This is a genomic window from Streptomyces sp. NBC_01426, assembly GCF_036231985.1.
Lineage (GTDB): Bacteria > Actinomycetota > Actinomycetes > Streptomycetales > Streptomycetaceae > Streptomyces.
Genome location: NZ_CP109500.1, coordinates 2,888,509 through 2,911,235, shown reverse-complemented (window position 1 = coordinate 2,911,235; position 22,727 = coordinate 2,888,509). Strand labels below are relative to the sequence as shown.

Below are 22,727 nucleotides of genomic sequence, written 5' to 3'. Positions count from 1 at the left end.
CGTCTCAGAGGGCGAGAAGCCAGCGCCCGCCGCCGATCAGCGAACACAGCGCCACGGCGTGGAACATCAGCAGCCAGACGACCGGGTGCACGTGCGTGAGCCGACCGAGCTGGTCCGCGTCCGAGTCCGGGGCTCCACCGTTCCTCCGCTTGGCCTGGAGCTCGAACACCGGCCGGACCCCGCCCAGCAGCAGGAACCACACCACCCCGTACGCGAACATCGCCTGGACCTCGGCCGGGGCCAGCCAGGACACCAGGACGAAGCCGGCGCCGGTCAGCACCACCGTCAGCAGCCCGTACGCGTTCCGGATCATCACCAGCATCGCCACCAGCAGCGCGGTGGCCGCCCACAGCAGCAGCGTGATCCGGTGCGCCGACAGCAGCGCGGCCCCGCCGAGGCCGAGCAGCGAGGGCGCCGTGTACCCGGCGGCCGCCGTCAGGACCATGCCGAGCCCGGTCGGCCTGCCCCGGCTGACGGTGACCCCGCTGGTGTCCGAGTGCAGCCGGATCCCGTCGAGCCGGCGCCCGGTCAGCAGCGCGAGCAGCCCGTGACCGCCCTCGTGCGCGATGGTGATCGCGTTGCGGGAGATCCGCCACACCGGGCGGGGCGCCACGGCGGCCAGGGCGACGACCCCGGTCGCGATCACCAGCCACAGCTCGGGCTCGGGCTGTATGCCGGTGAGCCGGTCCCAGAGACCGGCCGTCGTGATGCTGTCCATGGAGTGGCGGACTCCTTGCGGTGGTGGGCGGGTGTCGTGGCAGTGTTGCAGGCATGTGCGGAAGGTATGCAGCGAGTCGGGCGCCGGAGGATCTGGCGGGGATCTTCGGCGTCGAGAAGTGGGAGCCCGAGGAGGCCCTGGCACCCGACTGGAACGTGGCGCCGACGAAAGAGGTCCACATCGTCCTCGACCGTCCCTTGAAGGACGCGCCGAGCCCGCGTCCGGTTCGACAGCTGCGGGTGGTGAAGTGGGGGCTCGTCCCCTCCTGGGCCAAGAACCCCGAGGGCGCCGCCAGGATGATCAACGCCCGCGCCGAGACCCTCGCGGAGAAGCCGTCCTTCCGCCGCCCCTTCGCCCAGCGCCGCTGCATCATCCCCGCCGACGGCTACTACGAGTGGGTCACCGCCCACGACGAGCGGCAGCTGGAGGTCGAGGGGAAGAAGAAGCGGGCCCGCAAGCAGCCCTACTTCGTGCTGCCCTCCGACGGCGCCGTCTTCGCCATGGCCGGGCTCTACGAGTTCTGGCGCGACCGGACCCTGCCCGACGAGCATCCGGCGGCCTGGTGGGTGACCTGCTCGGTCATCACCACCGAGGCCGAGACGGGGCCGCTGGGCGTGGCCCCCGCCGACGGGCCCCGGTCGCTCTCCGAGATCCACCCCCGCATGCCGCTGATGCTGACCCCGGACACGTGGGACCCCTGGCTGGACCCGGCGCGCACCGACCCCGACGAGCTCCAGGCGCTGCTCGCGCCGCCGCCCGGCGGGCTCATGCGGGCGTACCCGGTGTCCACGTCCGTCAGCAACGTGCGCAACAACGGCCCCGAGCTGCTGGAGGAACTGGCCGCGCCGGAGGAGGAGACCCTCTTCTGACCCGGGCAGGATGGGGCGCATGACCACGCGTACCGAGAGCGCCCCCACCCCGGCGGGCGAGGCCCGCATCACCTGGCACCCCGCCACGGCCGGGAAGACCCGGCTCGTGCTCGCCGTGAGCCACGGCGCCGGCGGCGGGATCGAGGCACGGGACCTGCGGGCGCTGGCCGCCGACCTGCCGGCCCGCGGGATCACCGTGGCCCTGGTCGAACAGCCCTGGCGGGTCGCCGGGAAGAAGGTCGCCGCCGCGCCCAAGGTGCTCGACGAGGGCTGGCGCGGGCTGTGGCCGGCGCTGACGCGGCCCGGACTGCCCGTGGTGGCCGGCGGTCGCAGCGCCGGGGCCAGGGTCGCCTGCCGGACCGCCGTCGAACTGGGCGCGGCCGGGGTGCTGGCGCTGGCGTTCCCGCTGCACCCGCCGGGCCGGCCCGAGAAGTCCCGCGCCGAGGAGCTGCTGGGCGCCGGGCGGCCCACTCTGGTGGTCCAAGGCGGCCGGGATCCTTTCGGCCGACCCGAGGAGTTTCCCGAGCCGGTCGGGGACGATCCGTACGAACTCGTCGCGGTGGAGCACGGCGACCACGGGTTCGCCGTGCCGAAGAGGGCCGACCGGACCCAGGACGAGACCCTCGACGCGATCACCGGGGCCGTCGCGGGATGGCTCGGACGACTGCCGCTGTGAGCCCTCGCACGGCTGCCGGCGCGCTCCACGGGCCCGACCTGACACATTCCCGCGTGATCCGGCTCACGCGCCCCGCCGAGTCGACCTGACGGATCCGGGGGCGCCCCAAAGGCCCCGGGAATGCCGGGCCCGGGCCTTCTGTTGTGCCGAATGTCGGTACGTACGGGAAGTTCGTCGGAGGAGAGGGAGCGCATGACCCAGGTCATCAGCCAGAACCGTCCGCAGGCCGCTGACCTGGACTGGACGGTGCTGCCTGCCCCCAAGCGCGGGACGCTTCGGGCGGCGGAGGGCCGGGAAGGTCGACTATTCTCCGATTCGAGCGGATCCGCTTTCGGAGCCGCCACGCTGTCGGAGGAGGTGGGTCCTGTCGCCGGGACCGACGAAGGCCACGCGGAGGAGACGACCCCGGAGCGCAACGCGCGCTTCGAGCGGGACGCCCTCGGCTACCTCGACCAGATGTACTCCGCCGCGCTGCGCATGACGCGCAACCCGGCCGACGCCGAGGACCTGGTCCAGGAGACGTACGCGAAGGCGTACGCGTCGTTCCACCAGTTCCGCGAGGGCACCAACCTCAAGGCATGGCTCTACCGCATCCTGACGAACACGTTCATCAACTCCTACCGCAAGAAGCAGCGCGAACCGCAGCGCAGTGCGGCGGAGGAGATCGAGGACTGGCAGCTGGCGCGCGCCGAGTCGCACATGTCGACGGGCCTTCGGTCCGCCGAATCGCAGGCGCTCGACCACCTGCCCGATTCGGATGTGAAGGAAGCGCTCCAGGCCATTCCGGAGGAGTTCCGCATCGCGGTCTATCTCGCCGACGTAGAGGGCTTTGCGTACAAGGAGATCGCGGACATCATGGGTACACCCATCGGCACGGTCATGTCCCGACTGCACCGTGGGCGCCGTCAACTCCGCGGAATGCTGGAGGACTATGCCCGTGAGCGCGGGCTGGTCCCCGCCGGCGCTGGAGAGTCGAACGACCTGAAAGGCTCGGGCTCATGAGCTGCGGAGAGCCGCACGAGACGGAGTGCGCCGAGGTCCTGGATCACCTTTACGAGTTCCTGGACCACGAGATGCCCGACAGCGACTGCACGAAGTTCGAGACACACTTCGGCGAGTGCAATCCCTGTCTTGAGAAGTACGGCCTCGAACAGGCCGTGAAGAAGCTGGTCAAGCGCTGCTGCGGTTCGGACGACGTGCCGACCGATCTGCGCTCGAAGGTGATGGGACGGATCGAGCTGATCCGTTCGGGACAGGCCGTGCCCGACCACGACGTCACGGCCGACCCCGCGACGGGTTAGCCGAAAGCGTTTCGTTCTCCCGGCGGCCGGGATTCGCCGGCCGCGCCTTTCCGAACAACCGCCCCCGGTCGTTCACTTCGTTCACTCGAAGGTGCTAATCCGGGGGCACCCGAACGACACAATGTGAAAATGTGGCCCACTTCGTGTGGGGCCCCACCTATTCTCCCCTTCCGGTACCGGTCCGCTCCGGTGCCCGCCGTGCACGGCCCAGGGGAGGAGAGCGCCATGCGGGTACTTCCGCCGGCGGCGCGCGTCCTCGTCGTGTGCGCGGTCCTCGTCGCCTCGGTGTGCGTCCTGCCGGCCGCCCTGCGCTCCGACACCCCGTGGCCGACCGTCTCGCTGCTCGCCGCGCTCTACCTCGGCTGTGAGGGGGTGCGGATCTGCCCGCGCCTCGCCGGCCGGGTGCCCGAGGGCATCGGCACCTTCTTCCCCGTCGTGCTGGCCGCCGTCTTCCTGCTCCCGCCCTGCGCCGCCGCGCTCGTGGCCGTGCCCGGAGCCCTGGCCGGACCGGTGGTCCGGCGACCGGCGGGGGTGCGCCGGGTCTGGCACGCGGCGCAGCAGGCGACGGCCGCCTGGGCGGCGGGACGCACGTACGGGCTGCTCGGCGGACCGGCCGCGCTCGACGGGCGGGGACCGGTCGCGAGCGCGGTCCCCGGACCGTCCGCCGACGGCGCGGCGGGCGCCGATCCGATCGCCTGGGTCGCCGACTTCCCCTACCTCCTGCTTCCCGCGGCGGTCGCCGCCGTCGTCTTCTGCCTGGTCCTCGCCCTCCTCGACGGGGCGATCCTCGTGGCCGCCGAGCGGCGGCCCCCGGCCACCGTCCGGGCCGGGCTGTCGGTCCGCTCCCTGGCCCCGCACTGCGTGCACGGGCTGGCCGGGCTGATGATGGCCGTCATGTGGCGCAGCCCGTACGGACTGCCCGCCGCCCTGCTGGTCCTGCTGCCGATGTACATCTCCTGCTGGGTCTTCGCCCAGTACCACCGCGAGCGCACCGCCCACCAGGCCACGATCCGCGCGCTGGTACAGGCCGTGGACATCAAGGACCGCTACACGCGCGGTCACAGCGAACGGGTCGGTCAGGCCTCGGCGATGATCGCCCGCGAGCTGGGGATGGCGGACGACCGGATGGAAGTCGTCCGTATCGCCGGCATCCTGCACGACGTGGGCAAACTCGGCGTGCCGACCCGACTCCTGCGCAAGGACGGGCCGTTGACCCCCGAGGAACGCAGGATCATCGAACTGCACCCCGAGTACGGGCACGAGATGGTGCGCGGCATCGGCTTCCTCGGGGAGGCCCGCGCGGCGATCCTCCACCACCACGAGCGGGTCGACGGGTCGGGCTACCCGTACGGACTGCGCGGCGAGCAGATCCCGGTGTCCGCGCGCGTGGTGGCCGTGGCCGACTCCTTCGACGCCATGACGTCGACGCGCTCGTACAGCAGGGCGCGGCCGGTGCCGGTCGCGCTCGCGGAGCTGGAGCGGTGCGCGGGGACACAGTTCGACCCGGCGATGGTGCGCGCCCTGGTCGGCGCGATCGGGCGCCAGGGCTGGCATCCGATGGTCACCTCCGACGACGACCTCCAGGTCATCGGCGACGGGCCGGGCACTCCGGGAGGCCCTGTTGGGCCGGGCGGTCCGGGCGGTCCGGGCGGCCCCGCCGAGGGCACGCTGCCCGGGCTGCCGACCCAGGGCGGCCCATCGGCGGCCCCCGCGGAACCGGGCCCGCCGGGCCGGTCCCGGGACGACGCCCCGGAACCCGGACGGGCCCCCGACGGCCGGACGTCCCGGGGGCGCCCCGCGACCGGGACGGGAACGGGCCCGGGCCCCGGTCCCCGAACCGGACCCCGCTCCGGACCCCGCCCCGGGCCCCGCCCCGGGCCCCGACCCGGAACCGGCCCGTGAGGGGGCCGACCGCCCCGGCGGTACGCGCCGCCGCCGCCCTGCTCACCCTCGTGGCCCTGGGCCACACCCTGTGGCACGGCCTCGCCGACACCGGCGTCGCCCTCGCCTTCGGCGGCCTCGTCGCCGTCGGGGAACTCGCCCGCCGCGACCACAGGGACGCCGCCGGGAACCTCACCGCCGAGGACCGCCGGCCCGCGCCCCTCGGCTCCGCCGGAGCCCTCGCGTACGCCCTGCTCGGCCAGAACGCCGGGCACCCCACCCACCACGGGGCCCTCCAGACCGTCGCCGTCGTGCTCGCCGCCGCCCTCGTCGGGCTCGTGCCGCACGTGGCGCGGGGCCGCGGACCCGCCCTCGACCACGTGGCCCGCCAGGTGCTCACGGTCGGCTTCGCCGCCGCCTGTTTCCAGCCGCTCCACCACTCCGGCCGCCTGGAGGGCAGCGTCGGCCAAGGCCCGTACCTCGTGCTCTTCCTGCTGCTCCTGCTCGGCCTGACGGCCCTGTGCGACGCCGTCCTCGCCGCCGCGCTCGGTGCGTCCCGCACCGGGCGGCCGTACGGGCCCCTGCTGCGCGACGAGCTGCGCGCGCTCGCCGGGATCGGCTCGGCCATCTGCGCGACCGGCCTGGTCATGGCGCTGGCCGTGGCCGTGGCCGGGGTGTGGGCCCTGCCCGTCTTCAGCGTGCCGCTGCTGCTCACCCAGCTGTCCTTCCACCGGATCACCGCGATCCGCACCACCTACCGCGAGACCATCACCTCCCTCGCCCGGGCCACCGAGATCGCCGGGTACACCCGCCCGGGCCACTCCCTGCGGGTGGCGGCGCTGAGCTGCGCCGTCGGGCGGGAGCTGGGGCTGTCCGAGCGGGAGCTGACGGTGCTGGAGTACGCCGCCCTGATGCACGACATCGGGCAGCTGTCCCTCGTCGACCCGGTCCCGGCCGGGGCGACCGCCGGGCTGCCCGCCGCCGAGGCCCGCCGGATCGCCGGGCTGGGCGGGGAGGTGGCGCGGCAGACGGGGGTGCCGACGGAGGTCGCGGTGGTCGTGGAGCGGCAGGCCGATCCGTACCGTGAGCAGCCGGTCGCCGCCCGCATCGTGCGCGCGGTGAACGCCTACGACGACCTGTGCGGCGCGAGCGGTCACCCGGGCGGCTCACTGGCCGCCCTGGAGCGTCTGCGGCTGGGCACCGGGCACGACTACCAGCCGGAGGTCGTGGAGTCCCTGGCGAGGGTTCTGGCCAGGGGCGGACGTACCCGAGTCGTTCCCGTCCCGCCTGGGTAACCCATGGGTAATGAGCGGCCGTCCGAGTGGGCATGGTTGGATGCGAGTGAGAGTGTCCGTGAGGGTGTCCGCAAGGCTGCACCGTTGGACCGGCAGGCGGGAATCGTGAGGATCTTCGGGAAGGTACGGCATCGGCCCTCCGCCTCGTGGCGGCAGGCCACCGACCGCGCGTTCACGCTGATCGGCGACGGGCGGTACGAGGACGCGGGCGCGCTGCTGACCAGAGCGGCCGACCTGGAGCCCTGGTTGTCCGAGTCCTGGTTCAACCTGGCCCTGCTGCACAAGTTCCGGCACGACTGGGAGCAGGCGCGGGCCGCGGGGCTGCGCGCGGTGGCCCTGTTGGACCGCGAGACGGGCGCCCCGGACTGGTGGAACGTCGGCATCGCCGCGACCGCGCTCCAGGACTGGCCGCTGGCCCGCCGGGCCTGGCAGGCGTACGGCCTGAAGGTCCCCGGGGACCCGCACGGCACGAGCGGCGCCGGCGAGCCCGTCGGCATGGAACTGGGCAGCGCCGCCGTGCGGCTCTCACCCGAGGGCGAGGCCGAGGTCGTCTGGGGGCGGAGGCTCGATCCGGCCCGGATCGAAGTCCTCTCGATCCCGCTGCCGTCCTCCGGGCGGCGCTGGGGCGAGGTCGTCCTGCACGACGGGGTGCCGCACGGCGAGCGGATCACCGCCGCCGGCCCCTCCTACCCCGTCTTCGACGAGATCGAGCTGTGGGCGCCCTCGCCGGTGCCGACCTGGGTGGTGCTGCTGGAGGCGGCCACCGAGGCCGACCGCGACGCCTTGGAGCAGCTGGCCTCCGACGCGGGCTTCGCCGCCGAGGACTGGTCCTCGTCGGTGCGGCTGCTGTGCCGGACGTGCTCCGAGAGCGCGATGCCGAGCGACGAGGGCGACGAGCAGCACCCGGACCCGCACGATCACAGCGAACCCGGCCATCCCGGCCCGCTGGGCCACCGCACCGCCGGTTCCGGCTCCCTGTGGGTCCCCGAGCGCGAGTGCGGCATCGCGGCGCCGGCCGGTCTGGTGCGCGGGCTGCTCGACGGCTGGGTGGCCGACAGCCCGGACAGTCGCGAGTGGCGGGATCTGGAGGAAGTCTGCTGAGTGGGGGCCGTAGGCTGTACGGGTCACATCGGTGACTCGGCGGACTTACGGAAGGCGTACGGCGGACATGGCGCAGCAGGAGAACCAGGTTGTCCCGGTCGACGAAGAGGGCTACGTCGTGGACACGGAGGACTGTGAGGCGCGCGAGCTCGCCTACCGTGAGCGCGGCACCTCCCGCCCCATCACGGTGGTCGGCAATCCGGTCCTGCACCGGGAGTGCAAGGACGTCACCGAGTTCGGCGACGAACTGGCCCGGCTGATCGACGACATGTTCGCCAGCCAGAAGACCGCCGAGGGCGTGGGCCTGGCCGCGAACCAGATCGGCGTGGACGCCAAGGTCTTCGTCTACGACTGCCCGGACGACGACGGCAGGCGGCACACCGGTGTCGTCGTCAACCCGAAGCTGGTCGAGCTGCCGGTCGGCGCCCGCGTGCTGGACGACTCCAACGAGGGCTGCCTGTCGGTCCCGACCGCCTACGCCTCGCTGGCCCGCCCGGACTACGCCGAGGTCACCGGCCAGGACGCGCAGGGCAACCCGATCAAGGTCCGGGGCACCGGCTACTTCGCGCGCTGCCTCCAGCACGAGACGGACCACCTGTACGGGTACCTGTACATCGACCGCCTCTCGAAGCGCGACCGCAAGGACGCCCTGCGACAGATGGACGAGGGCACCCCGCGCTACGAGGTCGTCCCGAACGCCTGAGCCGCCCCGGGCCCGCAGGAAGTGGTGGCGCAGCGCGGCCGCGTTGCCGAAGCCGCAGCGGCCCGCGATGGCGTCGATGGTCTCGTCGGAGGACTCCAGCAACTCCTGCGCCGGCAGCACGCGTTGGCGCAGCACCCACTGGTACGGAGTGGAACACACGGCTGAACCACCTCGTCGTCCTCGCCGTCGCAGACCTCCTCGCGGGCCCGGCCCTCCACGGACTCCTCCTCGAACGCCGTGTCGACGGCAACTGCGCGCCGCCCGCGAGCGGGAGGAGGCCGCCTGGGAAGCACGGCAGCGCCCCCGCCCGGGACCCCCGGGAATCCGGGAGGTCCACCCCGTGGGCGGGGGCGCTGCCAAGCCGTACGGCCGTGTGGGGAAGAGGGCTCAGAAGTCCTCGTCCAGGTCGACGGTGCCCTCGACCGCGACCTGATAGGCCGACGGGCGGCGCTCGAAGAAGTTCGTCAGCTCCTGGACGCCCTGGAGCTCCATGAACGAGAACGGGTTCTGCGAGCCGTACACCGGCGGGAAGCCCAGGCGCACCAGACGCTGGTCCGCGACGCACTCCAGGTACTCGCGCATCGACTCCGTGTTCATGCCCGGCAGGCCGTCACCGCACAGGTCGCGGCCGAACTGCAGCTCCGCCTCGACGGCCTCCTTCAGCATGTCGGTGACCTGCTGCCGGAGGGCGTCGTCGAAGAGCTCCGGCTCCTCCTTGCGGACCGTGTCGACGACCTCGAACGCGAAGTTCATGTGCATGGTCTCGTCACGGAACACCCAGTTGGTGCCGGTGGCCAGACCGTGCAGCAGGCCGCGCGAGCGGAACCAGTACACGTACGCGAAGGCGCCGTAGAAGAACAGGCCCTCGATGCAGGCCGCGAAGCAGATCAGGTTCAGCAGGAAGCGGCGCCGGTCGGCGGCCGTCTCCAGCCGGTCGATCTTCTCGACCGAGTCCATCCACTTGAAGCAGAACTGCGCCTTCTCGCGGATCGAGGGGATCTCCTCGACCGCGTCGAACGCGGCCGCCCGGTCGTCCGGGTTGGGCAGGTACGTGTCGAGCAGCGTCAGGTAGAACTGGACGTGCACGGCCTCCTCGAACAGCTGGCGCGACAGGTACAGGCGCGCCTCCGGGGAGTTGATGTGCTTGTACAGGGTCAGCACGAGGTTGTTCGAGACGATCGAGTCACCCGTCGCGAAGAACGCGACCAGGCGGCCGATCATGTGCTGCTCCGACGGGGTCAGCTTCGCGAGGTCCGCGACGTCCGAGTGGAGGTCGACCTCCTCGACCGTCCACGTGTTCTTGATCGCGTCGCGGTAGCGCTCGTAGAAGTCCGGGTAGCGCATCGGGCGGAGCGTGAGCTCGAAGCCCGGGTCCAGGAGGTTCTTGTTCTCGTTGGAGCTCATTACTGGCAGGCCTCGCAGGACTCGGGGTTCTCAAGGGAGCAGGCCAGCGCGTCGGCGTCGACGGCCTGCGGAAGCGGGGCGGCCGCCGCCGGGACGGCGGAGCCGGACGCGGCGCGGGCGATCTTCGTCGCCGGGCGCGAGCGCAGGTAGTACGTGGTCTTCAGGCCCTGCTTCCAGGCGTACGAGTACATCGAGGACAGCTTCCCGATGGTCGGCGTCTCCAGGAACAGGTTCAGCGACTGCGACTGGTCGAGGAACGGCGTACGGGCCGCCGCCATGTCGATCAGGCCGCGCTGCGGGATCTCCCACGCCGTGCGGTACAGCTCGCGCACCTCGGCCGGGATCCAACCGAAGCCCTGCACCGAGCCGCTGGCCTCGCGCAGCGCCTCGCGGGACTGGACGTCCCACACGCCGAGCCGCTTCAGCTCGGCCACCAGGTAGGCGTTCACCTGGAGGAACTCACCGCTGAGCGTCTCGCGCTTGAAGAGGTTGGAGACCTGGGGCTCGATGCACTCGTACACGCCCGCGATCGAGGCGATCGTCGCGGTCGGGGCGATCGCGAGGAGCAGCGAGTTGCGCATGCCGGAGGTCGCGACCCGGGCGCGCAGCGCCTCCCAGCGCTCCGGCCAGTTCAGCTCGGTGTCGTAGTGGTCCGGGTGCAGGACGCCGCGGGCGGTGCGGGTCTGCTCCCAGGCCGGGAGCGGGCCGTTGCGCTCGGCGAGGTCGCAGGAGGCCTCGTACGCGGCCAGCATGATCCGCTCGGAGAGCTTCGTGGACAGCGCCCGCGCCTCGGGGGAGTCGAAGGGCAGCCGCAGCTGGAAGAAGACGTCCTGGAGGCCCATCGCGCCCAGACCCACCGGACGCCAGCGGGCGTTGGAACGGCCGGCCTGCTCGGTCGGGTAGAAGTTGATGTCCACCACGCGGTCGAGGAAGGTCACGGCGGTGTGGACGGTCGAGTCCAGCCGCTCCCAGTCGATGTCGCCGTCGACGACGAACGCGCCGAGGTTGACCGAACCGAGGTTGCAGACGGCCGTCTCGCCGTCGTTGGTGACCTCGATGATCTCGGTGCAGAGGTTCGAGGAGTGGACGACCGTGCCCGGCTCCGCGGTCTGGTTCGCCGTGCGGTTGGAGGCGTCCTTGAACGTCATCCAGCCCTGGCCGGTCTGCGCGAGGGTGCGCATCATCCGGCCGTACAGCTCCCGGGCGGGCATCGTCTTGCGGGCCAGGCCGTCCGCCTCGGCCTTGCGGTAGGCGGCGTCGAACTCGTCGCCCCACAGGTCCACCAGCTCGGGGACGTCGGCCGGGGAGAACAGCGACCAGTCGGAGTCGGCGTTGACGCGGCGCATGAACTCGTCCGGCACCCAGTGGGCCAGGTTCAGGTTGTGCGTACGGCGCTGGTCCTCGCCGGTGTTGTCGCGCAGCTCCAGGAACTCCTCGATGTCCGCGTGCCAGGTCTCCAGGTAGACCGCGGCGGCGCCCTTGCGCCGGCCGCCCTGGTTCACGGCCGCGACGGAGGCGTCGAGGGTCTTCAGGAACGGCACGATGCCGTTGGAGTGGCCGTTGGTGCCGCGGATCAGCGAACCGCGGGCGCGGATGCGGGAGTACGACAGGCCGATGCCGCCGGCGTGCTTCGACAGGCGCGCGACCTGGTGGTAGCGGTCGTAGATCGAGTCGAGCTCGTCCAGCGGGGAGTCCAGCAGGTAGCAGGAGGACATCTGCGGGTGCCGGGTGCCGGAGTTGAAGAGGGTGGGGGAGGACGGCAGGTAGTCGAGGCGGCTCATCAGCCGGTAGAGCGAGGCCACTTCCTCGACGGCCTGGACCGTCTCGTTCTCCGCGAGACCGCAGGCCACGCGCAGCATGAAGTACTGCGGGGTCTCGATGACCTGGCGGGTGATCGGGTGGCGCAGCAGGTAGCGGCTGTGCAGGGTGCGCAGGCCGAAGAAACCGAAGCGGTCGTCCGCGCCCTCGGCGAGAGCGTGCTCGACCAGCGCGTTCAGCCGGCTCGCGTGGGTCGCCACGAACTCGGCCGTCCGGTCGGCGATCAGGCCCTCGCGGTGGCCGACCTCGACGGAGGCGGAGAAGGAGGTGGACCCCTGGCCCGCGGCCTCGTCACGGACGGCCAGCGTCAGCAGGCGCGCGGCCAGCCGGGAGTACGCCGGGTCCTCGGAGATCAGACCGGCGGCGGCCTCGGTGGCCAGCCCGCGCAGTTCGGCCTCGTCGGAGGCGGAGCTGCGACCGCGGAGCGCGGCGGCGGCGACCCGGCCGGGGTCGGTGTCGGGGAGGTCGGCCGTCAGCTCGGTCAGGGTGCGCAGCAGCGCGGCCCCGGGTCCCCCGGACGTGATCGCGGTCTCGATCGCGGACTCGGACGGAACGGACTCTGCGCGCGGTGCGGAGGGCGCGATGGTCACGGGGGGAGCTCTCCCTTGCTCGGCTCCGGGAACACCGACGGCGCGGGCGCGAGCGGGCGCATGCGGACCTCGCACGCTCCGGCCCGGACAGGGCGGGCGGTACGTGCACCGCATGGCGTCCACCGGCCCAACCGCGGGGCCCGGACGTGTCTGCACCCGGTTCGGTCGAGCCGGGCGCGCTGTCGACAGGTCCTCGGACTTGTAGTTGCACGAATGGGTGCACTTCACACCGTTGCGGGACAGTTCCGGATTCGCACCGGATTCCCCTGCGACGACAGCGAGCACGAGCATACATGTGGGGGCGGGTGCATGCGTGACCCCCCACATGTTGTGTCGGCGTGGTTACAGCTCCAGACGGTAGGTCAGGAGGGTGAGGCCCGGGATCGGGGCCCAGTCTCGTTCTGGTGTTCGGGTGAAGCCGAGGCGCTCGTAGATCCTGTGCGCCCCCGCCATCGACCTCTGGGTGGACAACACCAGGTGCGTCACGCCCTCCAGGGCCCTCGCCCGGGCCATGCACGCCCGCACCAGGGCCTCGCCCGCACCGCGCCCGCGCGCCGCGCGGGCGACGGCCAGCATCCGGAACTCCGCCTCGCCCGGGCCGGCGATGTCGGCCAGCGGGCTCGTGTGCGAGGCGAACGTCACCCCGCCGAGGACCGTGCCGTCGTGGTCCGCGACGAGCACCTCCCCGGAGGCGGCCCGGCCGGCCACGTCGCGCAGCACGTTCAGGTAGGAGTCGTCCTCGTTGAAGTCCAGCAACCCGTCGTCCAGGTAGGCCCGCGCGGTGATCTCGCCGAGCTCTTCGTATTCGGCGGCCGCGGCCGCCCTGATCACGATGTCCATGCCGTCGAGTGTGTCGGACGGCCGTGCGAGGGGTCGCGCGTGTCCACGGACGGGAACGCCGAGCGCGTACGCCCTCGCACGGGCGGGCACGCCGAGCGCGTACACCCGGGTGCGGACGGGCACGCGAAAGGGCCGCCGGGTTCCCCGGGGGGAACGCGGCGGCCCTTCGAAGGCCCCGGGACGGGGTCAGCAGCAGCGGAAGCCCTCGCGCGGGTCGGCCTCGCGGGCGTCCGTGCGGGCCCGCTCGAAGGCGCGCCGCGTCATGACCTCGGCGTCCGCGTCGTGCGCGCGGGCGTGCGCGACGTACCGGTCGTACGCGGCCTCGCCGGAGAACTCCCGGACGTAGAAGCGGGTCTTCTCCCACGCCCCGCGCACGGCCGCGAGGCCGCTCACGCGACCGGTTCCCGGGTCTTGCCGCCGCCGGAGTCGAGGCCCGCCGCGGCGAGTTCCGCCCGTTCCTCGGGGGTGGCGATCAGCCCGGCCGGGGCGACGATCTTCGACTCGGTCCACGGGGTCTCGGTGAGGGTGACCGTCTCCGGCTTGCGGACGGCCGTGACGCAGGTCCGGGCCGCGTCCAGCAGCACGATGATGATCAGGACCGCGAACAGCACCGACAGGACGCCGTCCACCGTGGCGTTGGTGACCACGGTGTGCATCTCGCCCATGTTCTTGGCGGGCTTGAGCACCTTCCCGGCCTCGATGCCGTCCTGGTAAAGGTCCCGCTGCGCGAAGAACCCGATCTTCGGGTTGTCGGAGAAGATCTTCTGGTAGCTGGCGGTGAGGGTGACCGCCACGTCCCAGGCCAGCGGGACGCCCGTCACCCAGGCCCACTTCAGCCGGCCCGACTTGATCAGCAGCGTGGTGCAGACGGCCAGGGCTACCGCCGCGAGGAGCTGGTTCGCGATGCCGAACAGCGGGAAGAGCTGGTTGATGCCGCCCAGCGGGTCACTGACGCCGACCCACAGGAAGTAGCCCCAGCCGCCGACGACGACCGCGCTCGCGATCCACACGCCCGGCTTCCAGCTGACGTCCTTGAAGGACTTGTGCACGTTGCCGAGGGTGTCCTGGAGCATGAACCGGCCGACCCGGGTGCCCGCGTCGACGGTGGTCAGGATGAACAGCGCCTCGAACATGATGGCGAAGTGGTACCAGAAGGCCTTCATGCCGGCCCCGCCGATGACCGACGAGAAGATCTCCGACATTCCGAGTGCGAAGGTCGGCGCGCCGCCCGTCCGTGACAGCAGGCTGGTCTCCTCCACGTCCTTCGCCGCCTGGGCGAGGGCCTCCGGGGAGATGGCGAAACCGAAGTTCGTCACCGCCTGCGAGGCGGTCTCGACGGTGGTGCCGACCACGCCGGCGGGGGAGTTGACCGCGAAGAACAGCCCGGGCTCGATGATGCAGGCCGCGATCACCGCCATGACGGCGACGAAGGACTCGGTGAGCATCGCGCCGTAGCCGATGACCTGGACCTGGGTCTCCTTCTGGATCATCTTCGGGGTGGTGCCCGAGGAGACCAGGGAGTGGAAGCCCGACAGCGCGCCGCAGGCGATGGTGATGAACACGAAGGGGAACATCGAACCGGCGAAGACCGGTCCGTCGCCGCGCGAGGCGAACTCGGTCACCGCGGGCATCTTCAGCATCGGCATGGCGATGACCACGCCCACCGCGAGCAGCGCGATGGTGCCGACCTTCATGAAGGTGGAGAGGTAGTCGCGGGGCGCGAGCAGCATCCACACCGGCAGCACCGACGCCACGAAGCCGTACGCGACCATCCAGAGGACGAGGGTCTGCTTGTCGAGGGTGAAGAACTCGGCGAGCGAGGAGTCGGCCACCCAGCCGCCCGAGACGATGGCGAGCAGCAGCAGGGCGACGCCGATCAGGGAGACCTCGGTGACGCGCCCGGGGCGCAGCACGCGCAGGTAGAAGCCCATGAACAGGGCGATGGGGATGGTCATGCCGATGGAGAAGACACCCCAGGGGGAGTCCGCCAGGGCGTTGACGATGACCAGTGCCAGCACGGCGAGCAGGATGATCATGATGGCGAACACGGCGACCAGTGCGGCGGCTCCGCCCACCGGGCCGATCTCGTCACGGGCCATCTGCCCGAGCGAACGGCCGTTGCGCCGGGTCGAGAAGAAGAGCGTGACCATGTCCTGGACCGCGCCGGCGAAGATCACGCCCGCCACGATCCAGATCGTGCCGGGCAGGTAGCCCATCTGCGAGGCGAGCACCGGGCCGACCAGCGGGCCCGCGCCGGCGACGGCGGCGAAGTGGTGACCGAAGAGCACGCGGCGGTCGGTGGGGTGGAAGTCGACACCGTTGTCAAGGCGTTCGGCCGGGGTCGCCCGGGTCTTGTCCACCTTCAGTACGCGGTTCGCGATGAAGCGCGCGTAGAAGCGGTAGCCGATGGCGTACGAGCCGAGGGCGGCGGCGAGCAGCCACGCGGCCGAGATCTCCTCGCCCCGGGAGAGGGCCAGTACGCCCCAGCCGATCGCGCCGATGAGACCGACGAGCACCCAGACGGCGATCGACTTCGGCGAGAGCCCCCCTGACGAGGCTCCCGCCGTGTCCCGTTGTGTACCTGTTGCTTCCGGTTCCGCCATGATCGTCGTCCCCTCGTTGATCACTGCTTGAGCGCAGGGAATCTACGGGGGCCCGACCGATGAACGTAAGCCCCCGTCCGTATAGCGGTACGAGCGTCCACCGGGGGTCGATCAGGAGTCAACCGTTGATCAGAGAGCAGGTCGCTGAAGGCGGGCGACGAATTTATAACGGTCGCCGCGATACACCGAACGTACCCATTCGACCGGTTCGCCATCGGCGTCCAGCGAGTGCCGGGAGAGCATCAGCATCGGCAGGCCGACGTCGGTGCCGAGCAGTCCGGCCTCGCGCGGGGTGGCCAGCGAGGTCTCGATGGTCTCCTCGGCCTCCGCGAGCCGTACGTCGTACACCTCCGCGAGGGCGGTGTAGAGAGAGGTGTACTTGGCCAGCGAACGGCGCAGCGCGGGGAAGCGCTTGGCCGACAGGTGGGTGGTCTCGATGGCCATCGGCTCGCCGCTCGCCAGGCGCAGTCGCTCGATGCGCAGCACCCGTCCACCGGTGGTGATCTTGAGCAGTCCGGCGAGCGTGTCGTCGGCCGTCACGTAGCCGATGTCGAGCAGCTGGGAGGTGGGCTCCAGCCCCTGGGCCCTCATGTCCTCGGTGTACGAGGAGAGTTGGAGCGGTTGGGAGACCTTGGGCTTGGCCACGAAGGTGCCCTTGCCCTGGATGCGTTCCAGCCGGCCCTCGACGACGAGCTCTTGCAGGGCCTGGCGGACCGTGGTCCGCGAGGTGTCGAACTCGGCCGCCAGCGTGCGCTCCGGCGGTACCGGTGTGCCCGGGGGGAGCGTCTCGGTCATGTCGAGCAAGTGCCGCTTGAGTCGGTAGTACTTGGGCACCCGCGCCGTGCGAGTGGCCGCCCCGCCTTCCGGCTCCGTGGTCGCCCCTTCGGTGGCCATCGCCGCCCGCCTTCCCGACTCCAGTTTCGCTGCCGTCACCGGCTCCTCCATATGTGCGGTCACATCGTGACACGAGCGGGAGGACAGGCCTTCTCCCTCCCCCAGGTGTCGGTCCGATAACGGACCGATCACCCGCTCATTAGACCCTTGACACCCCTAAAGGTCTAGGCCAAGCTCCGGTTACTGGTCTAAACCAATATGGATCGGATCCCGGCCCCACGTGCAGTACTTCGCGTATGTCGCCGCGGCGGGCAAGGGAAGTGCATGAAGGCATCCCTGAGGAGGGTGGCGTGAAGCGCAAGCTCATCGCGGCGGTTGGAGTCGCGGGCATGGTTATCGGCCTGGCGGCGTGCGGTGGCTCGGACGACAAGGGCGGCAACACTGCCGACAAGGCGTCCGGCGCCAAGGAGTTGACCGTCTGGCTGACGGTCGACGCCCAGAACAACTGGCCGGAGCTGGTGAAGGCGGCCGACGACGCGGTCGTCGCGAAGCACCCCGGTCTCACCGTCAAGCACGAGTACTACGGCTGGCCGGACAAGAACGCCAAGCTGGACGCCGTGCTCGCCACGGACAAGGCGCCGGACGTCGTCGAGATGGGCAACTCCGAGATGATCGGCTACATGTCGACCGGAGCCTTCTCCGAGGTGGACCCGTCGAAATTCGACAACTCCTCCGCCTGGCTGGACGCCCTCAAGGAGTCCGTGACCTACGACGGCAAGACGTACGGCGTCCCGTACTACGCCGGTGGTCGTGTCGGCACCTGGCGCAAGGACCTGGCCGCCGAGGCCGGCGTCACCGCCGCCCCCAAGACCTGGGCCGAGTACACCGGCGCGCTGGACAAGATCCAGGCCGCCAAGGGCGACAAGTTCAGCGCCCTGTACCAGCCGTCGCCCGACTGGTACGCCGCGATGTCCTACGTCTACGACGCCGGCGGCGCCATCGCCAAGAAGGACGGCGACAAGTGGAAGGGCACCCTGTCCTCCCCCGAGTCGCTGAAGGGGCTCAAGCAGTACAAGGAGCTCCTCGACAAGTACATGCACGCGGACAAGACCAAGGACGAGTCCGACCGCCCGGTCGTCTTCGCCCAGGGCAACTCCGCCGCCATCTTCGCGGCCGCCTGGGAGGGCGCCACCGCGGCCGACCCGAAGAACGACAAGGTCGGCGGCCTGAAGGACAAGCTGGAGAACTTCGTCCAGCCCGGCCCGAACGGCAAGAACCTCCCGGTCTTCCTCGGCGGCTCCGACCTCGCGGTCCCGGCCAAGTCCAAGGCCAAGGACATCGCCTCCGAGTGGATCAACGCCTTCACCGGCGCCCAGGGCCAGAAGGGCCTGATCGCCAAGGGCAACCTGCCCAACAACAAGACGGACCTCGGCCCGCTGAAGTCCGCCCCGGCGACGCAGGTCGCGGCCACCGCCGCCGAGTCCTCCTGGTTCGTGCCGACCGCCCCGGGCTGGGGCCAGGTCGAGAAGGCCAAGCTCCTGCAGACCCTGCTCCAGGAGATCGGCACCGGCAAGAAGTCGGTCGAGGACGCGGCCAAGGCCGCCGACGCCGAGATCGACAAGGTCATCAACACCAAGTGACCTGTAGCCGGCAGGGCCCCGCCACATCGGCGGGGCCCTGCTGCCCGTCAAGAGAGGGACCCCCGAGGAGCGCGCGATGAGTGCCGCACAGACAACCACCGCCGACCTGCCGCCGGCGAAGCAGAACACCTCCGTTGGAATCGGGACGGGAAGTACGGGCAAGCCGGGGAAGCCGACCCGCAAGGGTTCCGGCGCGACCCCGTGGCTGCTGCTCGCCCCGTGCCTCCTGGTCATCGTCCTCGTCATGGGGTACCCGCTCTTCAGACTCGTGTCCCTCTCCTTCCAGAGCTTCGGCAAGTCCGAACTCTGGGGCTTCAAGGACGCCGAGTTCGTCGGGCTCGACAACTTCACGAAGATCCTCGGCGACGGGGTCTTCTGGACCGTCGTCCTGCGCACCGCCGTCTTCGCGGCCGGCGCCGTCGTCCTGACGATGGTCATCGGCATGCTGATCGCCCTGCTGCTCCAGAAGGTGTCCGGCTTCGTCAAGGCGCTCATCAGCATCGCCCTCGTGGCGAGCTGGGGCATGCCGATCATCGTCGCCACCGCCGTCTTCAAGTGGCTCTTCGACGCCGACTACGGCGTCCTCAACTACCTGATGAGCAAGCTGCCCGGCGTCGACATGATCGGGCACAACTGGTTCGCCAGCGGCCCCCAGGGCCTCGCGGTCATCATGCTCCTGGTGGTCTGGGGGGCGGTGCCCTTCGTCGTCATCACCCTCAGCGCGGGCCTCACCCAGGTGCCCAAGGAGCTGGAGGAGGCCGCGCGCCTCGACGGCGCCGGCGCGTGGGGCGTGTTCCGCCACGTCACCCTGCCGATCCTGAAACCGATCATCGTGATGCTGACGACCCTCTCGGTCATCTGGGACATGGGCGTCTTCCCGCAGGTCTTCGTGATGCGCAACGGCAACCCCGAGGCCGAGTTCCAGCTGCTGACCACCTACTCCTACCAGCAGGCCTTCGTGGTCAACGACTACTCGGGCGGCTCCGCGATCGCCCTCGTGACCGTCCTGCTGCTGCTCGGAGTGGTCGCCGTCTACATGCGCCAGATGCTCAAGATCGGAGAGGTGGAGTGACCTCGACCACCGCGACCCCGCCCGTCGCCCGCCGCAAGCAGAACAAGCCGAAGGCGAAGTCGAAGCTCGGCTGGAACCTCATCGGCCTCGTGGTCTTCGCCACCGTCGGCTTCCCGGTCTACTGGATGCTGAACACGGCCTTCAAGCCGGCCAAGGACGCCATCGACCCCAACCCCCACTTCTTCCCGCGCACCTTCACCCTGGCCAACTTCCGGCGTGCGCTGGAGATCTCGGACTTCTGGGGCCCCGTCGGCCGAAGCATGATCGTCTCGCTCGTCGTCGTGTCCATCGGCATCGTCGTCGGCATGCTGGCCGCGCTGGCCATCTCCCGCTTCGCGTTCCGCGGCCGCAAGGTCGTGATCGTCGGCATCCTCGCCGTCCAGATGATCCCGCTCGTCGCGATGATCATCCCGGTCTTCCTGCTCCTCAACGACCTCGGTCAGTACGACAAGCTCACCGGCCTGATCATCACGTACCTGACGTTCATCCTCCCCTTCACCGTGTGGACGCTGCGCGGCTTCATCGTCAACATCCCGAAGGAACTGGAGGAGGCCGCCCAGGTCGACGGCTGCACGCCGACCGGAGCCTTCCTGCGCGTGGTCTTCCCGCTGCTCGCCCCCGGCATGGTCGCCACCTCGGTCTACGGGTTCATCCAGGCGTGGAACGAGTACCTCTACGCACTGATGCTGATGAGCCAGCAGAACCAGACCGCCACCGTCTGGCTCGGCAACTTCACCACCAAGAACGGCACCGAGTTCGCGCCCATGATGGCCGGCTCCACCATGATGGCGATCCCGATCGTCGTGCTCTTCCTCATCGTCCAGCGCAAGATGGCCGCGGGCCTCACCGCCGGCGCCGTGAAGGGATAACGGCCCATGACTGTCCTTGCGCACCACACCGACACCCTCACCCGGGACGCCCTCGCGGTGCTCCAGCCCGGCTTCGAGGGCACCACCGCCCCCGCCTGGCTGCTGCGCCGGGTCGGCGAAGGCCTCACCGCCGTCGGCCTCTTCGGCCGCAACATCACCTCGCCCGACCAGCTCTGCGCGCTGACCGCACAACTGCGCGCCGAGCGCGACGACGTGCTCGTCGCCATCGACGAGGAGGGCGGCGACGTCACCCGCCTGGAGGTCCGGGGCGGCTCGTCCTTCCCCGGCAACCTGGCCCTCGGCGCCGTCGACGACACCGGGCTGACCCGGGACGTCGCCCGGGAGCTGGGTCGCCGGCTCGCCGAGTGCGGGGTCAACCTGAACTGGGCACCCTCCGCCGACGTCAACTCCAATCCGGACAACCCGGTCATCGGCGTACGGTCCTTCGGCGCCGACACCGACCTCGCCGCCCGCCACACCGCCGCGTACGTCGAGGGCCTCCAGGCCGCCGGCGTCGCCGCCTGCACCAAGCACTTCCCGGGCCACGGCGACACCAACGTCGACTCGCACCACGCGCTGCCCCGCATCGACGTGGACCTCGACACCCTGGCGGCGCGTGAACTCGTGCCGTTCAGGGCCGCCATCGAGGCCGGCACGAAGGCCGTCATGAGCGCGCACATCCTGGTGCCCGCCCTCGACCCGACCCGCCCGGCCACGCTCAGCCCGCGCATCCTGACCGGGCTGCTGCGCAAGGAACTCGGCTACGAGGGCCTGATCGTCACCGACGGCATGGAGATGCACGCCATCGCCGGCACCTACGGCATCGAGCGCGGCTCGGTCCTGGCGATCGCCGCCGGTGCCGACGCGATCTGCGTCGGCGGCGGACTCGCCGACGAGGCGACCGTGCTCGCCCTGCGCGACGCGTTGGTCGCCGCCGTCCGCGAGGGCACGCTCCCCGAGGAGCGGCTGGCCGACGCCGCCGCCCGGGTCCGCGCCCTCGCCGAGTGGACCCGGCGATCCCGGGCCGCCGTCACCACGTCGGGCGCGCCGGAGGGGAGCGCGCCCGACATCGGCCTGACGGCGGCCCGCAGGGCGGTGGTCGTCAGCGGTTCGCCGACTTCCGTCAGCGCCCCGTACGTCGCCACGCTCGCACCCGTCGCGAACATCGCGGTGGGCGACGAGACCCCGTGGGGCGTGGCGGCGGAACTGGCCGCGCTGCTCCCCGGCACCCGGTCGGGCGTGTACCCGCAGGGGACCGGCGCCGGGGACGTCCTGGCGGCGGCGGGGGACCGCACCGTCGTCGCGGTCGTCCGGGACGCGCACCGGCACCCGTGGATGATCGAGGTCCTGGACGCGCTGGTCGCGGCCCGCCCCGACACGGTGGTGGTCGAGATGGGCCTGCCGCGCGCCGAGCCGCGCGGGGCGCTGTACATCGCGACGCACGGCGCCTCACGGGTGTGCGGGCGGGCGGCCGCGGAGGTCATCGCGGGCGTCTAGTGCCGTGCCGGGCGCCGTGACACGGTGAACCCTTCCGGTCACAGCACTGGCCGCCGTAAGCCGGGGAGCCGGGCACCCGTCACGGGGGTGCCCGGCTCCCTCGCGTCCGGGGACACGTCCGGCGTCCCCGGGTATGCGGAAGGGCCGGGCCGCCCCGTCGGGGAGGCCCGGCCCTTCACGGCCGTCGGCTACAGACCCTGCCAGGAGGGCTTGTTGGCGTACGTGTGGCGGAAGTACTCCGCCAGCTTCAGCTTGGACGCGGCGGCCTCGTCCACGACGACCGTGGCGTGCCGGTGCAGCTGGAGCGCGGACGCCGGTACGAGCGCGGACAGCGGCCCCTCGACCGTCTGCGCGACGGCCTCGGCCTTGCCCTCGCCGGTGGCCAGCAGGACCAGGTGGCGGGCGTCGAGGATGGTGCCGATGCCCTGGGTGATGACGTGGTGCGGGACCTGGTCCATGTCGTTGTCGAAGAAGCGCGCGTTGTCCACGCGGGTCTGCTCCGTCAGCGTCTTGATCCGGGTGCGGGAGGCGAGGCTGGAGCAGGGCTCGTTGAAGCCGATGTGCCCGTCCGTGCCGATGCCGAGCAGCTGGAGGTCCACGCCGCCGGCGGCCGCCAGGGCCTCGTCGTAGGCCACACAGGCCGCCTGGACGTCCTCGGCGGACCCGTCCGGACCCATGAACGAGGACTCGGTGAGCCCGAGGGGTGCGACGACCTCGCGGAGCACGACCGCGCGGTAGGACTCGGGGTGGCCCGCCGGCAGGCCGACGTACTCGTCGAGCTGGCAGACGCGGGCCTTCGAGGCGTCGACCAGGCCGGCCTCGACCTTGGCCGCGAGGGCCTCGTAGATGGGCAGCGGGGTAGAGCCGGTCGCCACGCCCAGCAGGGCGTCGGGCTTGCGGCGGACCAGGGCGGCCATGGCCTCCGCGATGAGCTCGCCGCCTGCCTTGGCGTCCGGGACGATGACAACTTCCACGCGGGGCCTGCCGATCTGGAGAGGTGGTGTGGTATAGACCAA

At 71.3% G+C, this 22,727-nt stretch carries 20 protein-coding genes, 1 pseudogene and 1 riboswitch; of the genes and pseudogenes, 12 read left to right on the top strand and 9 right to left on the bottom strand.

Annotated features, from left to right (window positions below; genetic code table 11):
- Positions 1 to 4 precede the first annotated feature (4 nt).
- Positions 5 to 718, bottom strand: coding sequence for a M50 family metallopeptidase (locus OG906_RS12555; RefSeq protein ID WP_053676410.1), 714 nt, complete (start codon positions 716 to 718; stop codon positions 5 to 7).
- Positions 719 to 771: 53 nt separating this feature from the next.
- Between OG906_RS12555 and OG906_RS12550 the strand changes: the two genes are divergently transcribed.
- From OG906_RS12550 to def, 8 genes are all read left to right on the top strand, one after another.
- Entirely contained in the window at positions 772 to 1,587 is an 816-nt protein-coding gene (locus OG906_RS12550; protein ID WP_329442526.1) for an SOS response-associated peptidase, read from the top strand.
- Positions 1,588 to 1,606: 19 nt separating this feature from the next.
- Positions 1,607 to 2,263 (top strand): alpha/beta hydrolase family protein, encoded by a 657-nt coding sequence (locus OG906_RS12545; RefSeq protein WP_267797083.1) that lies wholly within the window; start codon positions 1,607 to 1,609, stop codon positions 2,261 to 2,263.
- 357 nt (positions 2,264 to 2,620) lie between these two features.
- Positions 2,621 to 3,265 (top strand): sigma-70 family RNA polymerase sigma factor, encoded by a 645-nt coding sequence (locus tag OG906_RS12540; RefSeq protein ID WP_008741505.1) that lies wholly within the window; start codon positions 2,621 to 2,623, stop codon positions 3,263 to 3,265.
- The gene (gene rsrA / locus OG906_RS12535) at positions 3,262 to 3,564 is read left to right on the top strand and encodes a mycothiol system anti-sigma-R factor (protein ID WP_053676413.1); all 303 of its coding nucleotides are present in this window, start codon (positions 3,262 to 3,264) and stop codon (positions 3,562 to 3,564) included. The genes OG906_RS12540 and rsrA overlap by 4 nt, the downstream gene beginning before the upstream one ends.
- A gap of 225 nt (positions 3,565 to 3,789) precedes the next feature.
- Entirely contained in the window at positions 3,790 to 5,466 is a 1,677-nt protein-coding gene (locus OG906_RS12530; RefSeq protein WP_329442521.1) for an HD-GYP domain-containing protein, read from the top strand.
- Positions 5,463 to 6,740, top strand: coding sequence for an HD-GYP domain-containing protein (locus OG906_RS12525; RefSeq protein WP_329442519.1), 1,278 nt, complete (start codon positions 5,463 to 5,465; stop codon positions 6,738 to 6,740). Before OG906_RS12530 ends, OG906_RS12525 begins: the two co-directional genes overlap by 4 nt.
- Before the next feature lie 105 nt (positions 6,741 to 6,845).
- Positions 6,846 to 7,841 carry a tetratricopeptide repeat protein gene (locus OG906_RS12520; RefSeq protein WP_267797086.1) on the top strand — a complete coding sequence of 332 codons (996 nt, stop codon included), beginning with the start codon at positions 6,846 to 6,848 and terminating at the stop codon, positions 7,839 to 7,841.
- Between the two features lie 67 nt (positions 7,842 to 7,908).
- The gene (def, locus tag OG906_RS12515) at positions 7,909 to 8,544 is read left to right on the top strand and encodes a peptide deformylase (RefSeq protein ID WP_329442517.1); all 636 of its coding nucleotides are present in this window, start codon (positions 7,909 to 7,911) and stop codon (positions 8,542 to 8,544) included.
- Between the two features lie 3 nt (positions 8,545 to 8,547).
- On the opposite strand, the pseudogene OG906_RS12510 reads toward def, so the two are convergent.
- The 7 genes and pseudogenes from OG906_RS12510 to OG906_RS12480 all read right to left on the bottom strand — a co-directional run.
- Positions 8,548 to 8,697, bottom strand: a pseudogene (locus OG906_RS12510) (helix-turn-helix domain-containing protein); the annotation flags it as partial.
- Between the two features lie 234 nt (positions 8,698 to 8,931).
- The gene (locus tag OG906_RS12505; protein WP_267797090.1) at positions 8,932 to 9,948 is read right to left on the bottom strand and encodes a ribonucleotide-diphosphate reductase subunit beta; all 1,017 of its coding nucleotides are present in this window, start codon (positions 9,946 to 9,948) and stop codon (positions 8,932 to 8,934) included.
- Entirely contained in the window at positions 9,948 to 12,356 is a 2,409-nt protein-coding gene (locus OG906_RS12500; RefSeq protein WP_329442514.1) for a ribonucleoside-diphosphate reductase subunit alpha, read from the bottom strand. Before OG906_RS12500 ends, OG906_RS12505 begins: the two co-directional genes overlap by 1 nt.
- A 167-nt stretch (positions 12,357 to 12,523) precedes the next feature.
- Positions 12,524 to 12,647, bottom strand: a riboswitch (cobalamin riboswitch).
- Between the two features lie 51 nt (positions 12,648 to 12,698).
- Positions 12,699 to 13,196 (bottom strand): GNAT family N-acetyltransferase, encoded by a 498-nt coding sequence (locus OG906_RS12495; protein WP_329442512.1) that lies wholly within the window; start codon positions 13,194 to 13,196, stop codon positions 12,699 to 12,701.
- Between the two features lie 186 nt (positions 13,197 to 13,382).
- Complete coding sequence (locus OG906_RS12490) at positions 13,383 to 13,589, bottom strand: YbdD/YjiX family protein (protein WP_329442510.1); 207 nt, start codon at positions 13,587 to 13,589, stop codon at positions 13,383 to 13,385.
- Positions 13,586 to 15,799 (bottom strand): carbon starvation CstA family protein, encoded by a 2,214-nt coding sequence (locus tag OG906_RS12485; protein ID WP_329448008.1) that lies wholly within the window; start codon positions 15,797 to 15,799, stop codon positions 13,586 to 13,588. The genes OG906_RS12490 and OG906_RS12485 overlap by 4 nt, the downstream gene beginning before the upstream one ends.
- A 129-nt stretch (positions 15,800 to 15,928) precedes the next feature.
- The gene (locus OG906_RS12480) at positions 15,929 to 16,693 is read right to left on the bottom strand and encodes a GntR family transcriptional regulator (RefSeq protein ID WP_053676497.1); all 765 of its coding nucleotides are present in this window, start codon (positions 16,691 to 16,693) and stop codon (positions 15,929 to 15,931) included.
- Positions 16,694 to 16,983: 290 nt separating this feature from the next.
- Here OG906_RS12480 and OG906_RS12475 point away from each other — a divergent pair, with 290 nt between their 5' ends.
- The 4 genes from OG906_RS12475 (at position 16,984) to OG906_RS12460 (ending at position 21,711) form a co-directional block, all read left to right on the top strand.
- Positions 16,984 to 18,273: an extracellular solute-binding protein gene (locus tag OG906_RS12475; protein WP_266949780.1), complete on the top strand. Its 1,290-nt coding sequence runs from the start codon at positions 16,984 to 16,986 to the stop codon at positions 18,271 to 18,273.
- 76 nt (positions 18,274 to 18,349) lie between these two features.
- Positions 18,350 to 19,345 (top strand): carbohydrate ABC transporter permease, encoded by a 996-nt coding sequence (locus OG906_RS12470; RefSeq protein WP_267797095.1) that lies wholly within the window; start codon positions 18,350 to 18,352, stop codon positions 19,343 to 19,345.
- The gene (locus OG906_RS12465; RefSeq protein WP_385640365.1) at positions 19,342 to 20,214 is read left to right on the top strand and encodes a carbohydrate ABC transporter permease; all 873 of its coding nucleotides are present in this window, start codon (positions 19,342 to 19,344) and stop codon (positions 20,212 to 20,214) included. The genes OG906_RS12470 and OG906_RS12465 overlap by 4 nt, the downstream gene beginning before the upstream one ends.
- A 6-nt stretch (positions 20,215 to 20,220) precedes the next feature.
- Positions 20,221 to 21,711: a glycoside hydrolase family 3 protein gene (locus tag OG906_RS12460; protein ID WP_329442506.1), complete on the top strand. Its 1,491-nt coding sequence runs from the start codon at positions 20,221 to 20,223 to the stop codon at positions 21,709 to 21,711.
- 188 nt (positions 21,712 to 21,899) lie between these two features.
- Here OG906_RS12460 and nagB read toward each other — a convergent pair whose 3' ends face one another.
- Entirely contained in the window at positions 21,900 to 22,685 is a 786-nt protein-coding gene (nagB, locus tag OG906_RS12455) for a glucosamine-6-phosphate deaminase (RefSeq protein WP_267797097.1), read from the bottom strand.
- Positions 22,686 to 22,727: the final 42 nt, after the last annotated feature.

Coding starts and splice junctions, on each gene's coding strand:
- OG906_RS12555 (WP_053676410.1), bottom strand. CDS start 718: ATGGACAGCATCACGACGGCCGGTCTCTGGGACCGGCTCACCGGCATA.
- OG906_RS12470 (WP_267797095.1), top strand. CDS start 18,350: ATGAGTGCCGCACAGACAACCACCGCCGACCTGCCGCCGGCGAAGCAG.
- OG906_RS12505 (WP_267797090.1), bottom strand. CDS start 9,948: ATGAGCTCCAACGAGAACAAGAACCTCCTGGACCCGGGCTTCGAGCTC.
- OG906_RS12530 (WP_329442521.1), top strand. CDS start 3,790: ATGCGGGTACTTCCGCCGGCGGCGCGCGTCCTCGTCGTGTGCGCGGTC.
- OG906_RS12545 (WP_267797083.1), top strand. CDS start 1,607: ATGACCACGCGTACCGAGAGCGCCCCCACCCCGGCGGGCGAGGCCCGC.
- OG906_RS12495 (WP_329442512.1), bottom strand. CDS start 13,196: ATGGACATCGTGATCAGGGCGGCCGCGGCCGCCGAATACGAAGAGCTC.
- OG906_RS12550 (WP_329442526.1), top strand. CDS start 772: ATGTGCGGAAGGTATGCAGCGAGTCGGGCGCCGGAGGATCTGGCGGGG.
- OG906_RS12460 (WP_329442506.1), top strand. CDS start 20,221: ATGACTGTCCTTGCGCACCACACCGACACCCTCACCCGGGACGCCCTC.
- def (WP_329442517.1), top strand. CDS start 7,909: ATGGCGCAGCAGGAGAACCAGGTTGTCCCGGTCGACGAAGAGGGCTAC.
- OG906_RS12485 (WP_329448008.1), bottom strand. CDS start 15,799: ATGGCGGAACCGGAAGCAACAGGTACACAACGGGACACGGCGGGAGCC.
- OG906_RS12480 (WP_053676497.1), bottom strand. CDS start 16,693: ATGGCCACCGAAGGGGCGACCACGGAGCCGGAAGGCGGGGCGGCCACT.
- rsrA (WP_053676413.1), top strand. CDS start 3,262: ATGAGCTGCGGAGAGCCGCACGAGACGGAGTGCGCCGAGGTCCTGGAT.